The sequence below is a fragment of the Mesorhizobium amorphae CCNWGS0123 genome (assembly GCF_001686985.1).
Lineage (GTDB): Bacteria > Pseudomonadota > Alphaproteobacteria > Rhizobiales > Rhizobiaceae > Mesorhizobium > Mesorhizobium amorphae.
The window spans coordinates 459,646-472,554 of the sequence record NZ_CP015318.1 but is presented as its reverse complement, the minus strand read 5'-3'; the positions used below and the strand labels follow the sequence as shown (position 1 = coordinate 472,554).

Here is a 12,909-nt window from a genome sequence, read left to right as displayed (position 1 = left end):
CATGGCAGTCACCGTTTCCCCGGAGCGCGACGTCGTCGCCACTCCCGTGCAGCGCGCTTTTCGCGAGGCGTTCTATGCCGGCGCCATAGCACTCGGCCTGTTCGTGCTGTTCATCGGCCTGAGAACCGATCAGAACATCTCCAACGAACTGATCCTGGTGCAGCGCTGGGGCCTGCTTGCCATCGTGGTGATCCTCACCGCGGTGGGGCGCTTCCTTTATGTCGCCTTCGGACAGCCGGCGCTGGAGCGCGCCAAGGCGCAAAAGGCCGAGGCGCCTGCTGCGGCGGCGCCCGGCTTCGTGCGCCGCAACTTCAACACGATCGGCATTGCCGTGCTGTTCCTGTATCCGATCGTGATCGTCATGCTGGTCGGTTTCCAGGGCTCACTGAAGTGGGTCGATAATTTCGGTATCCAGATTCTGATCTATGTGATGCTGGCCTGGGGCCTGAACATCGTCATCGGTCTCGCCGGCCTGCTCGACCTCGGCTATGTCGCTTTCTACGCCGTCGGTGCCTATGCCTACGCGCTGCTCGGCACGCATTTCGGCCTGTCGTTCTGGATCCTGCTGCCGGCCGCCGGCCTGATGGCTGCGTTCTGGGGCGTGATGCTCGGCTTTCCGGTGCTCAGGCTGCGCGGCGACTATCTGGCCATTGTGACTCTGGCCTTCGGTGAGATCATCCGGCTGGTGCTGATCAATTGGCGCGAAGTGACCAATGGCTCGGCCGGCATTTCCGGCATTCCGAAGGTCTCTTTCTTTGGCCTGATGTCGTTCAACGTCTCGGACCCGAACTACATCTCGAAGGTACTGGGCATTGCCCAGTCCGGCGCCTACTACAAGATCTTCCTCTACTATCTCATCCTGTTGCTCTGCCTTCTGACTGCGTTCGTCACCATCAGGCTGCGCCGTCTTCCGGTCGGCCGCGCCTGGGAAGCGCTGCGCGAGGATGAGATCGCCTGCCGTTCGCTCGGCATCAACACCACCACCACCAAGCTCACCGCCTTTGCCACCGGCGCCATGTTCGGCGGTTTCGCCGGCTCCTTCTTCGCCGCGCGGCAAGGCTTCGTCAGCCCGGAATCCTTTGTCTTCCTGGAATCGGCGATCATCCTTGCCATCGTCGTGCTCGGCGGCATGGGGTCGCTGGGCGGCATCGCGGTTGCGGCGCTGGTGATGATTGGCGGCACCGAAATCCTGCGCGAGCTGGACTTCCTCAAGGTGGTGTTCGGTCCCGACTTCACGCCGGAACTCTACCGCATGCTGTTGTTCGGCATGGCCATGGTCATCGTCATGCTGTGGAAGCCGCGCGGCTTTGTCGGCAGCCGTGAGCCGACCGCCTTCCTCAAGGAGCGAAGAGCGGTATCGGGCTCCTTCACCAAGGAAGGTCACGGCTGATGAGTGCGAGCCCTTCCACGAACGACTTCATCCTGCAGGTCGAACATTTGTCGATGAAGTTCGGCGGCTTGATCGCCATCGGCGACCTGTCCTTCCAGGCCAGGCGCGGCGAGATCACCGCGCTGATAGGCCCGAACGGCGCCGGCAAGACCACCGTGTTCAACTGCATCACCGGCTTCTACAAGCCGTCGGAAGGCATGATCACGCTCAACCGGATTGACGGCTCGAGCTACCTGCTCGAGCGCTTGCCGAACCACGAGATCCCGGCACGCGCCAAGGTGGCCCGTACCTTCCAGAACATCCGCCTGTTCTCGGGCATGACGCTGCTGGAGAACCTTCTGGTCGCCCAGCACAACAAGCTGATGAAGGCGTCGGGCTATACGATGCTCGGCCTGTTCGGATTCTCGAGCTACCGCAAGGCATCAGCCGAATCGATCGATCTGGCCAAGCACTGGCTGGAGAAAGCCAATCTCGTCGATCGCGCCGACGATCCGGCCGGCGATTTGCCCTACGGCGCGCAACGGCGTCTGGAGATCGCGCGTGCCATGTGCACGGGGCCGGAGCTTCTGTGCCTCGATGAGCCGGCCGCCGGCCTCAATCCGAAGGAATCGGCGGCGCTCAATGAGCTGCTGATGGACATCAAGAACAGCACCTCGATCCTTTTGATCGAGCACGACATGTCGGTGGTCATGCAGATTTCCGACCATGTCGTGGTGCTCGAATACGGGCGCAAGATTTCGGACGGCAGTCCGCAATCGGTGCGCACCGACCCGCGCGTCATCGCCGCCTATCTCGGCGTCGACGATGAGGAGGTCGAGACGGTGCTGATCGAGGTCGGCGACGAGGACGTCATCGAGCAGCTGGACACCGGCCCCGACGCCGCCCACGGCCCGGGCACGTCGTCCTCGTTTCTCGCCGGACCGGTGACCGACACGATCGGCCATAGCGAGGGCGAGCGCGTCACGGTGTCGAAGGGCGCCTCGAAGGCAGAGCAGGTCGATGCAAAGGCCAATGCCGCGCCAAGAAAGCCTGCCGAGCGGGCCACGGCCAAACCGACCGGGTCGACACCCAAGCCGCGCGGAGGGCGTAAGTAATGGCCGGTACAACGCTGCTCGATATCAAAGGCGTCGAGACCTACTACGGCAATATCCGGGCGCTGAACGGTGTCGACGTCAACGTCAACGAGGGTGAGATCGTGGCGCTGATCGGCGCCAATGGCGCCGGCAAATCGACGCTGATGATGACCATCTTCGGCGCGCCACGGGCGCGCGCCGGCAAGATTACCTTTTCCGGCACCGACATCACGCAGATGCCGACGCACGAGATCGCGCGCATGCGCATCGCCCAGTCGCCGGAGGGCCGCCGCATCTTCCCACGCATGACGGTGATGGAAAACCTGCAGATGGGCGCCAGCCTCGACAACCTCAAATACTATGACGAGGACGTCGAGAAGGTGTTTACACTGTTCCCGCGCCTGAAGGAGCGCATCGCCCAGCGCGGCGGCACGCTATCGGGCGGCGAGCAGCAGATGCTGTCGATCGGACGCGCGCTGATGGCGCGGCCGAAGCTGCTCCTGCTCGACGAGCCGTCGCTGGGGTTGGCGCCGCTGATCGTCAAGCAGATCTTCGACGCCATCCGCGAATTGAACCGCACCCAGGGGCTGACCGTATTCCTGGTCGAGCAGAACGCCTTCGGCGCGCTGAAGCTCGCCACAAGGGGCTACGTCATGGTCAACGGCAATGTGACGATGAGCGGCACCGGCAAGGAGCTGCTTGCCAATCCGGAAGTGCGCGCTGCCTATCTCGAAGGCGGACACCACTGAGTTTGGAGCGGAATGTGTGCATCCGGTATTCCGCTCCAAGTTGTTTGTTTGTCGCATGATCTTTGTCCGAAAAGTCTGCAACTTTTCGGGATCATGCTAGGGAGACATCAATCATGCAGGGCATTCTCTATGAGGAACCCTCGATCTGGCAGTTCTTCTTCGTCACCTGCCTGCTCGGCGGCTGGGCCGCATGGATGACGGGGAGGGCGAGCGCCCAGACCTGGCGCAGCTTCTTCCAGCTGTTCCTCTACATGCTGGGCCTCGGCATCGGCATCAGGTTCATCCATCACGCGCTGTTCGACGGCACGATGTTCTCGCTGCATTACTACATCGTCGATACAATCGTGCTGATGATACTGGGCTTCATCGGCTACCAGTACACGCGCACCAACCAGATGGTGACGCAGTATAATTGGCTTTACGAAAGAGCATCGCTTTTGAGCTGGAAACCGAAGGGTTGACGTTCACGATTAACGCCGCTTCGGGGATGAATCGGCGTGACAAGTGCCTGAAAATCGGCAAACTGAGCTTTCTGCGATAAGGGTGGGCATCGCATGAAAGTGTCATCCACGCCCACTCCGTAAATGGGAGCGTTTATATGAAAAAGTCACTCTTGTCCGCCGTGGCTCTGACCGCGTTCATCGCGTTCAGCGGCAGCGCGTGGGCTGACATCCTGATCGGCGTCGCCGGTCCGATCACCGGCCCGAACGCCGCCTTCGGCGCGCAGCTGCAGAAGGGCGCAGAGCAGGCCGTCGCTGACATCAACGCGGCCGGCGGAGTCCTCGGCCAGCAACTCAAGCTGAGCGTCGGTGACGACGTGTCGGATCCGAAGCAGGGCATCTCGGTCGCCAACAAGTTTGTCGCCGACGGCATCAAGTATGTCGATGGCCACTTCAATTCGGGCGTCTCAATTCCTGCGTCGGAAGTCTATGCCGAAAATGGCATCCTCGAGATCACGCCTGCCGCGACCAATCCGAAGTTCACCGAACGCGGCATGTGGAACACGTTCCGCACCTGCGGACGCGACGACCAGCAGGGCAAGGTTGCCGGCGACTATGTCGCCAAGAACTTCAAGGACGCCAAGATCGCGCTCATCCATGACAAGACGCCTTATGGCCAGGGCCTTGCCGACGAAACCAAGAAGGCGCTCAACGGCAATGGCGTCACCGAAGCCATGTATGAAGGCATCAATGTCGGCGACAAGGACTTCTCGGCGCTCATCGCCAAGATGAAGGAAGCCGGCGTCACCGTCGTCTATTACGGCGGCCTGCACACCGAGGCCGGCCTGATCATCCGCCAGCTCGCCGACCAGGGCCTCAAGGCCCAGTTCATGTCCGGCGACGGCATCGTCTCGAACGAACTGGCCTCCATCGCCGGCGACGCCGTCGAAGGCACGCTGATGACGTTCGCTCCCGATCCGCGCAAGAACCCGAACGCCAAGGAGCTTGTCGAGAAGTTCCGCGCCGCCGGTTTCGAGCCGGAGGCTTACACGCTCTACTCCTACGCCACGATTCAGATCATCGCGGCGGCCATCACCAAGACCGGCTCGGCCGACGATGCCCAGAAAGTCGCCGAGACGATCAAGTCGAGCGGCCCTTGGACGACGGCCATCGGCGACATCGGCTATGACGCCAAGGGCGACATCACCCGCCCGGACTACGTCATGTACACCTGGAAGAAGGGTGACGACGGCAAGTACTCCTACTTCGAGCAATAAGCCGGCAAACGTCTGAAATTGGAAAATGCCCGGCGCATCGCGCCGGGCATTTTTCGTTGCTGGCGCGAACAAACCATTTAAATCGGTTTAGATGTCGCGCGAATCCGTTTGCACTGCAGCATTTTCACGTTAATCATTGCGGCAGCCCCCATCCTCTCCGCCTTTGGAGCGCAGTCCTTGGCCATCACGAAGATCCTTGTCGCCAACCGGTCCGAAATCGCCATCCGCGTGTTCCGCGCGGCCAATGAGCTTGGCCTCAAAACCGTGGCGATCTGGGCCGAGGAGGACAAATATTCGCTGCACCGCTTCAAGGCCGACGAAAGCTACCAGGTCGGGCGCGGGCCGCATCTCAGCAAGGACATGGGGCCGATCGAAAGCTATCTGTCGATCGAAGAGGTGCTCCGCGTCGCCAGGCTGTCGGGCGCCGACGCCATCCACCCGGGTTACGGGCTGTTGTCGGAAAGCCCTGAGTTCGCCGAGGCGTGCGGCGAGGCCGGCATAACCTTCATCGGACCCAAGCCGGAGACCATGCGCCGGCTCGGCAACAAGGTCGCGGCGCGCAATCTGGCGATAGAGGTCGGCGTGCCGGTCGTGCCCGCCACCGAGCCGCTGCCCGACGACATGGAGGCAGTCAAGGCGCTCGCCAAGACCATCGGCTATCCGGTGATGCTGAAGGCATCGTGGGGTGGCGGCGGCCGCGGCATGCGGGCCATCCGCTCCGAGGCCGATCTGGCCCGCGAGGTCATGGAAGGCAAGCGCGAGGCCAAGGCCGCCTTCGGCAAGGACGAGGTCTATCTCGAAAAGCTGGTCGAGCGCGCCCGCCATGTCGAGGTGCAGGTGCTGGGCGACACGCATCGCAACGCCGTGCATCTGTTCGAGCGCGACTGTTCGATCCAGCGCCGCAACCAGAAGGTCGTCGAGCGCGCGCCGGCGCCCTATCTGAGCGAGGCGCTGCGCCAGGAGCTGTGCGGCTATGCGCTGAAGATCGCGCGCGAGACCAGCTATATCGGCGCCGGAACGGTCGAGTTCCTGCAGGACGCCGACACCGGCAAGTTCTACTTCATCGAGGTCAATCCACGCATCCAGGTCGAGCATACGGTCACCGAGCAGGTGACCGGCATCGACATCGTCAAGGCGCAGATACACATCCTCGACGGCTTTGCCATCGGCACGGCGGAATCGGGCGTTCCGGCGCAGAAGGACATCAGGCTGAACGGCCATGCGCTGCAGTGCCGCATCACCACGGAAGACCCCGAGCACAATTTCATCCCGGACTATGGCCGCATCACCGCCTATCGCGGCGCCACCGGGTTCGGCATCCGCCTCGATGGCGGCACCGCCTATTCGGGCGCGGTCATCACCCGCTTCTACGATCCGCTGCTGGAAAAGGTGACGGCGTGGGCGCCAACGCCGGCCGAGACGATCGCCCGCATGAACCGTGCGCTGCGCGAATTCCGCATTCGCGGCGTGGCGACCAATCTCACCTTCCTCGAAGCGATCATCAATCACCCGAGCTTCGCCGACAATTCCTACACGACCAAATTCATCGACACGACGCCTGAACTGTTCCAGCAGGTCAAGCGGCAGGACCGCGCGACCAAGCTGCTCAATTATCTGGCCGATGTCAGCGTCAACGGACATCCCGAGACACGCGGCCGCCCCATGCCCAAGGCCGATGCGGCGGCACCGGTGGTGCCCTATCTCAACGGCAAGGTGCCTGGCGGCAGCAAGCAAAAACTCGATGCGCTCGGCCCGGAGAAATTTGCGGCCTGGATGCGCGCGCAGAAAGAGGTTCTGGTCACCGACACGACGATGCGCGATGGGCACCAGTCTCTGCTCGCCACCCGCATGCGCACGCATGACATCGCCGGTATTGCCGGCACCTATGCGCGGGCGCTGCCGCAATTGCTGTCGCTCGAATGCTGGGGCGGTGCGACCTTCGACGTCGCCATGCGCTTCCTCACCGAGGATCCATGGGAGCGGCTGTCGCTGGTGCGCGAGGCGGCGCCCAACCTTTTGCTGCAGATGCTGCTGCGCGGTGCCAACGGCGTCGGCTACACCAACTACCCCGACAATGTCGTGCAGCATTTCGTCCGCCAAGCGGCTAGCGGCGGCGTCGACCTGTTCCGCGTCTTCGACTGCCTGAACTGGGTGGAGAACATGCGCGTCGCCATGGACGCGGTCGGCGCCGAGGGCAAGCTGATCGAAGCCGCGATGTGCTACACCGGCGACATACTCGATCCGGCGCGGGCCAAATACGACCTCAAATACTATGTCGGGCTGGCGAAGGAATTGCAGGCCTTCGGCGCGCATATCATCGCGGTCAAGGACATGGCCGGGCTGCTGAAGCCGAGTGCGGCGCGCGTGCTGTTCAAGGCGCTGCGCGAGGAAACCGACCTGCCGATCCATTTCCACACGCACGACACTTCGGGCCTGTCGGCGGCGACGGTGCTGGCGGCGGTGGAAAGCGGTGTCGACGCCATCGACGCAGCGATGGATTCTTTCTCGGGCAACACCTCGCAGCCTTGCCTCGGTTCGATCGTCGAGGCGCTGAAGGGCACCGAGCGCGACCCCGGTCTCGACCCGCAATGGATCCGCAACATCTCGTTCTACTGGGAAGCGGTGCGCAACCAGTATGCCGCGTTCGAGAGCGACCTCAAGGGACCGGCTTCGGAAGTCTACCTGCACGAGATGCCGGGCGGACAGTTTACCAACCTCAAGGAGCAGGCGCGCTCGCTGGGGCTCGAAACGCGCTGGCACGAGGTGGCGCAGACCTATCACGACGTCAATCTGATGTTCGGCGACATCGTCAAGGTAACGCCGTCGTCCAAGGTCGTCGGCGACATGGCGCTGATGATGGTGAGCCAGGATCTGACCGTCGCCGATGTCGAGAACCCCAGCAAGGACATCGCCTTCCCGGACTCCGTCGTGTCGATGCTGCGCGGCGATCTCGGCCAGTCGCCTGGCGGCTGGCCCGAGAAGCTGCAGAAGAAGGCGCTGAAGGGCGACAAGCCGATCACGGCGCGGCCGGGTTCGTTGCTCAAGCCGGCCGATCTCAAGGCCAGCCGCAAGGAGATCGAGCAGAAGCTCGAACGCAAGCTCAGCGAATACGAATTCGCTTCGTGGCTGATGTATCCGAAAGTGTTCTCCGACTTCGCCGCCACGCAGGAGATCTACGGCCCGGTCAGCGTGCTGCCGACGCCGACCTATTTCTACGGGATGAAATCGGAAGACGAGATCTTCGTCGACATCGAAAAGGGCAAGACGCTGGTGGTGCGCTGCCTGGCGATCGGCGACGTCGACGAGAAGGGCATGGTCACCGTGTTCTTCGAGCTCAACGGCCAGCCGCGCCGCGTGAAGGTTCCGGATCGCGCACATGGCGCATCGGCGGCCAAGGCACGGCGCAAGGCCGAGCCGGGCAACGAGGCGCATGTCGGCGCGCCGATGCCGGGCGTGGTCTCCGCGCTTGCCGTTGCCGCCGGTCAGGCGGTCAAGGCCGGCGACGTGCTGCTCTCCATCGAGGCGATGAAGATGGAAACGGCGCTGCATGCCGAACGCGACGGCACCGTTGTCGAGGTGCTGGTCAAGGCCGGCGACCAGATCGATGCCAAGGATCTGCTGATCGCCTTCGGCTAAGGCGTGTCGATATTCAGGTGATGCCGGCCTGCAAACGCCGGCTTCCTGCGCTTCCGGAGCGCGCGTACTTTAAGTACGCTCCGCTCCGGTTCGCGGAAACCATCTTGTTTGGGCGCTTCGCGTCCGTCTTCGACTCCGACTCGGCCTGACCTGAATCTCAACACACCTTAGGGTGTGTCCAACCCTTCATGTCGCATCGATAACGGCTTGACCCGCGCCGCCCGCTCGGGCATCGAACCCGCTCGAATTTGCCGCGGCGAGAATCGCGGCGCCGAAAAGACGCGGAGAGAAAAAATGGCCGACGACATCACCGAGACCAGCCAGACTGTTGCCGCCGGCCAGTTGCGCGCGTTCATCGAGCGCATCGAGCGGCTCGAGGAAGAGAAGAAGACGATTTCCGACGACATCAAGGAAGTGTTCGCCGAAGCCAAGGGCACCGGCTTCGACACCAAGGCGATGCGGTCGATCATCCGGCTTCGGAAAAAGGATCAGGCCGAGCGGCAGGAAGAGGAAAGCATCCTCGACCTCTACAAGGCCGCTCTCGGCATGGTCTGAGACCGGTCCGCTTCCTCGGCTCCTTTCTGTAGAGAGCCGAGGCCTTTGGCTTCGTCCCGCTTTTGCCGGCATTCAGGCTCGAGGCGATTGCCTTCGCGCATGGCCCGCGCGAAAAGGTTTGCAAAGCCTTCGAGACGCGCTCGCGCCGGAGCCTGGAGGAAAGCGCTGTCCCGGCGACAGCGTCGAGCCAGGCCGAGATCTCGGCGAATTCTGCCGGGAGCATCTCTGGACTTAGCTCCAATGCCCTACTTCAAAGCAGCCGCTGCACGTGTTCAAATTCCATGTTCACCAGCCGCCACGGCTGGTGCCCGGACTTTGGAAGGAGCAGCGCGATGGCAGGTCTCTGGCAATTCGCATCGGCGGCGCTTGCTGCATTGGCGCTCATGGCATTGACGGCGCAGGCAGCGCCGGTTTTGCCGCAAGCGCCGGCAAATCTCTTCGCAGGCGAGGGCGATATCATCCTTGTCGGCACGAAATCCGTATCGATTTCGAAATCGTCCAGCTCGTCGAAATCGACGTCGAAGACCTGCTCCGGCGGCTCCTGCAGCAGTGACAGGGATCGCGACCGCGACAGAAGTACAACCGGCAGCACGTCGACCAGCACCAGCACCTCGACGAGCTCGTCCAGCAACTCGAATTCCAATTCGAACTCGAACTGATCGAACCCGCCTCAACGCTCCAGAGCCCGCTTGTCGTGATGGCAACGCTTGGGAGATGGCCAGCGGGGCCTGAGTGGCGATTTCTATTGTCTTAGCGTTAGCTCGCTAAGCTGAACCGTCGTGCGAGGGAATCGCGCGCGGGCAGCCGATGCCGTTGGATCTCGGCGCCCACCTCGGCTGGCGGCCGACGTCGTCGGTTCGCAACATGGCTCGTCAGTGCCCTTTCCGGCATCTTTCGTCGCCTCGCATCAGGTGCAATTTCCCTTCCCACATGCCCTATGACCGGTTGACTAAGAAACATGACTATCTTAGTCAACATTGAACTTGACTCAAGTAGTCAACAATTGGTGCGCCGGTGACCGCCGTCCGCGGCGGCCAAAGCAGTGGGGCATATCGAAATGGCATTTCATCGTGGTGGCGACGTGGCTGGACGTGGCGAAGTCCTTTACCGGAGAAGGCTCATTGCCTGCCTGTCGACTCTGCTTTGCGCAGGTCATGCGGCGGCGCAGGAAAGCGGCGCATCGGACAGCACGACGGTGCTGGAGCAGATCACGGTGAGCGACAAGGCCGCTCAAAGCGCGTCCGAGGATGACAGCAAGACGGTCGTGGCCAAGCGCAGCTCCGGCGCAACCAAGACCGACACGCCGCTGATCGAGACGCCGCGCTCCGTCTCGGTGGTGACGCGCAAGGAGATGGAACAGCGCGGCGCGCAGGACATCATCGAGGCGGTCCGCTACTCGGCGGGCGTGACGACCGGTGCCTATGGCTTCGATCCGCGTTTCGACCAGATCTACATCCGCGGCTACAGCACGACGACGATCGGCGATTACAAGGACGGCCTGCGCCAGCCATACATGAACTACGGCACCTTCCGCACCGACCCCTATTCGCTCGAGCGCGTCGAGGTGATCAAGGGGCCGGTGTCCGTCCTCTACGGTGCCGGCACGCCGGCCGGCATCATCAACAAGGTGTCGAAACTGCCCACCGAAGAGAAGATCCGCGAGGTTGAACTGCTCTACGGAACGCAGGACAGGGCGCAGGCGGCATTCGATTTCAGCGGCCCGGTTCAGGAGGGCAGCAACGATTTCCTGTACAGGGTCGTCGGCCTGGCACGGAACGGCGAAACCAATTTCGATATCGCCGACGACCGCTATTTCCTTCAGCCTTCGCTTACCTGGTCTCCGGATGCCGCCACGTCGTTTACGATCTATGGACTCGTGCAGGCCGACGAGACCGACACCGACGTCGGCGCCGTGAAGGACCCGTCGGGAAAGATTCTCCAGCTGCGCTCCAGCGATCCGGACTACGACTACCAGAAGGTGCGGCAGCAACAGATCGGCTACAAGTTCGAGCATGAGTTCGACGGCGGCATCACCTTTCGACAGAACCTTCGCTATTCGCATCTGGACCTGAGATCGCGCTATCTCGGCATCTATGACTGGACGGGCACCGTCGCCCATCGCGGCGCAAGCTCGATCCGCGACGAGATGAACGTCTTCCAGGCCGACAACCAGCTCGAAGCCAAGTTCGACACCGGGCCGCTGGCGCACACAGTGCTCTTCGGCCTCGACTATACGAACGTAACGTCGTCCTTCGGTTACGGCTTGGACTTCGTCACCAACCCGGCCTACGACTTCGACATCGCAAATCCCACCTATGGTGTCTCCGGCCCGACGCCGGATTACACTTTCATGCAGTCCGACGCTGATCTGCGCCAGACCGGCCTCTATGCGCTGGACCAGATCGAAATGGACAAATGGCGCTTCACGCTTGGCGGCCGCCAGACCTGGGTCGAGCAGACCCGCGTTCAGCTTCTGAGCGACGGCTCCGAGGATGTGAAGAAGGATGCTTTTAGCGTCCAGGCCGGCGCCCTCTATCTGTTCGACAACGGCGTCGCGCCTTTCGCCAGCTATGCGACCTCGTTCGAGCCGATCAACAACCAGTCGGTGTCGGGCGGCATCCTCAAGCCCCAGGAGGGCGAGCAGTTCGAACTGGGCGTCAAGTACCAGCCGCCGGGGACCGATATGCTGCTCTCGGCGGTCGCCTATCATCTTGTTGAGAAGAACAAGCCGGTCGTCGTCAACGCCAATCTGGGGACTTACCGTTCGCTGGGCGAGGTGACCAGCAAAGGTCTGGAGCTGGAGGCGCGCGCCGCCATCATGAACGGGTTGGACGTAGTCGCCGCCTACACCTACAACCATGCCGAAATCACCGCAGGCAACAGTGTCGGCAATGCGCCGGCCGTCACGCCCGAACACGTGGCGACCCTCTGGGCGAACTACACATTCGACCAAAGTTCGACCGTTTCGGGCCTGTCGGTGGGGGCCGGGGTGCGGTTCCTCAGCGAGACCTATACGGACACCGCCAACACCAGCAAGAATGACGCGGCCATCTATCTCGACGCCTCTGCGTCCTACGATTTCGGCGCCATCGACAAGAAGTATGACGGCGTCACCGCGGCCTTTGCCGTCCGCAACATTGCCGACGATCGCGCGACGGTGTGCAACGAAGGCTATTGCTATCTCGGCCAGGGCCGCAACATGACCGCGTCCCTTAAATACCGCTGGTAGGTTCCGTGCTCCCAGGCGATGGCCGGGCGTGACCGTTGCATGTCAGCATGATGGTGTGATGTAAGGCAGCCTCGACTATCCATGAGGTTGCAACGAGCATCGAACCAACCATGAGCGAATTCGATTTCGGCGCCCGCCGCGGTTCGGAATTCCGGCATCGCGGCTTCTGGGCGCTGTTCGCGGAACGGCATCCGGAAGAAAGGGCCAGGCTGGCTCGGCGCGGACCCTGGTTCTGGCAGCGCGGGCTGCCGGACTTCGCACTGGTCCTTTCCATGTATGTCGCGCCGGCGCAGAACCATGCCGGCGTCTTCTTCGGCCGCAACGAGAAGTTTGGCGCCACCGACGTCTGGGCACGTTTGCGACCGTTCCAGCCGGCGATCGAAGGCAGGCTGAAGCTCAGGCCGGAACAGAGTTGTCAGGGGCTCGGCATCAATTCGCTGTGGCGCGTGAACTGCTTTGCCGAGGACAATTGGCCGGCGATGGCCGACTGGCTAGTGACGGAATGCTCACGCTTCGAGCGCGCCGTGACCGAGGTGCTTGGCAGCGACGGCTCGTGAATC

The 12,909-nt window shown here is 62.5% G+C and carries 9 protein-coding genes and 1 pseudogene; 9 read left to right on the top strand and 1 reads right to left on the bottom strand.

From position 1 onward, the window contains the following. The first annotated feature begins 1 nt into the window (after position 1). From livM to A6B35_RS02195, 7 genes and pseudogenes are all read left to right on the top strand, one after another. On the top strand, positions 2-1,390 hold the full coding sequence (livM, locus tag A6B35_RS02225; RefSeq protein ID WP_006204852.1) for a high-affinity branched-chain amino acid ABC transporter permease LivM: 1,389 nt from the start codon (positions 2-4) through the stop codon (positions 1,388-1,390). Continuing rightward, positions 1,390-2,469 (top strand): annotated as a pseudogene (locus A6B35_RS02220) (ABC transporter ATP-binding protein); the annotation flags it as partial. The gene livM and the pseudogene A6B35_RS02220, both read left to right, overlap by 1 nt. Positions 2,470-2,483: 14 nt before the next feature. Next, a complete protein-coding gene (locus A6B35_RS02215) occupies positions 2,484-3,212 on the top strand; it encodes an ABC transporter ATP-binding protein (RefSeq protein ID WP_006204854.1) in 729 nt (242 codons plus the stop codon). Positions 3,213-3,325: 113 nt separating this feature from the next. Next, the gene (locus A6B35_RS02210; RefSeq protein ID WP_006204856.1) at positions 3,326-3,673 is read left to right on the top strand and encodes a DUF6867 family protein; all 348 of its coding nucleotides are present in this window, start codon (positions 3,326-3,328) and stop codon (positions 3,671-3,673) included. 137 nt (positions 3,674-3,810) lie between these two features. Beyond that, positions 3,811-4,929: a branched-chain amino acid ABC transporter substrate-binding protein gene (locus A6B35_RS02205; protein ID WP_006204857.1), complete on the top strand. Its 1,119-nt coding sequence runs from the start codon at positions 3,811-3,813 to the stop codon at positions 4,927-4,929. 177 nt (positions 4,930-5,106) lie between these two features. Further along, positions 5,107-8,565: a pyruvate carboxylase gene (gene pyc, locus A6B35_RS02200; RefSeq protein ID WP_006204858.1), complete on the top strand. Its 3,459-nt coding sequence runs from the start codon at positions 5,107-5,109 to the stop codon at positions 8,563-8,565. Between the two features lie 294 nt (positions 8,566-8,859). After that, complete coding sequence (locus A6B35_RS02195) at positions 8,860-9,120, top strand: DUF2312 domain-containing protein (protein ID WP_006204859.1); 261 nt, start codon at positions 8,860-8,862, stop codon at positions 9,118-9,120. A gap of 250 nt (positions 9,121-9,370) precedes the next feature. Here the strand turns inward: A6B35_RS02195 and A6B35_RS02190 are convergent, their stop codons facing one another. Next, the gene (locus tag A6B35_RS02190; protein WP_139032249.1) at positions 9,371-9,751 is read right to left on the bottom strand and encodes a hypothetical protein; all 381 of its coding nucleotides are present in this window, start codon (positions 9,749-9,751) and stop codon (positions 9,371-9,373) included. Between the two features lie 426 nt (positions 9,752-10,177). On the opposite strand from A6B35_RS02190, the gene A6B35_RS02185 reads away from it, so the two are divergent. Beyond that, positions 10,178-12,349: a TonB-dependent siderophore receptor gene (locus tag A6B35_RS02185; protein ID WP_006200167.1), complete on the top strand. Its 2,172-nt coding sequence runs from the start codon at positions 10,178-10,180 to the stop codon at positions 12,347-12,349. 110 nt (positions 12,350-12,459) lie between these two features. Beyond that, the gene (locus A6B35_RS02180) at positions 12,460-12,906 is read left to right on the top strand and encodes a hypothetical protein (protein WP_006200166.1); all 447 of its coding nucleotides are present in this window, start codon (positions 12,460-12,462) and stop codon (positions 12,904-12,906) included. Positions 12,907-12,909 lie beyond the last annotated feature (3 nt).

Coding starts and splice junctions, on each gene's coding strand:
- livM (WP_006204852.1), top strand. CDS start 2: ATGGCAGTCACCGTTTCCCCGGAGCGCGACGTCGTCGCCACTCCCGTG.
- A6B35_RS02215 (WP_006204854.1), top strand. CDS start 2,484: ATGGCCGGTACAACGCTGCTCGATATCAAAGGCGTCGAGACCTACTAC.
- A6B35_RS02210 (WP_006204856.1), top strand. CDS start 3,326: ATGCAGGGCATTCTCTATGAGGAACCCTCGATCTGGCAGTTCTTCTTC.
- A6B35_RS02205 (WP_006204857.1), top strand. CDS start 3,811: ATGAAAAAGTCACTCTTGTCCGCCGTGGCTCTGACCGCGTTCATCGCG.
- A6B35_RS02195 (WP_006204859.1), top strand. CDS start 8,860: ATGGCCGACGACATCACCGAGACCAGCCAGACTGTTGCCGCCGGCCAG.
- A6B35_RS02185 (WP_006200167.1), top strand. CDS start 10,178: ATGGCATTTCATCGTGGTGGCGACGTGGCTGGACGTGGCGAAGTCCTT.
- A6B35_RS02180 (WP_006200166.1), top strand. CDS start 12,460: ATGAGCGAATTCGATTTCGGCGCCCGCCGCGGTTCGGAATTCCGGCAT.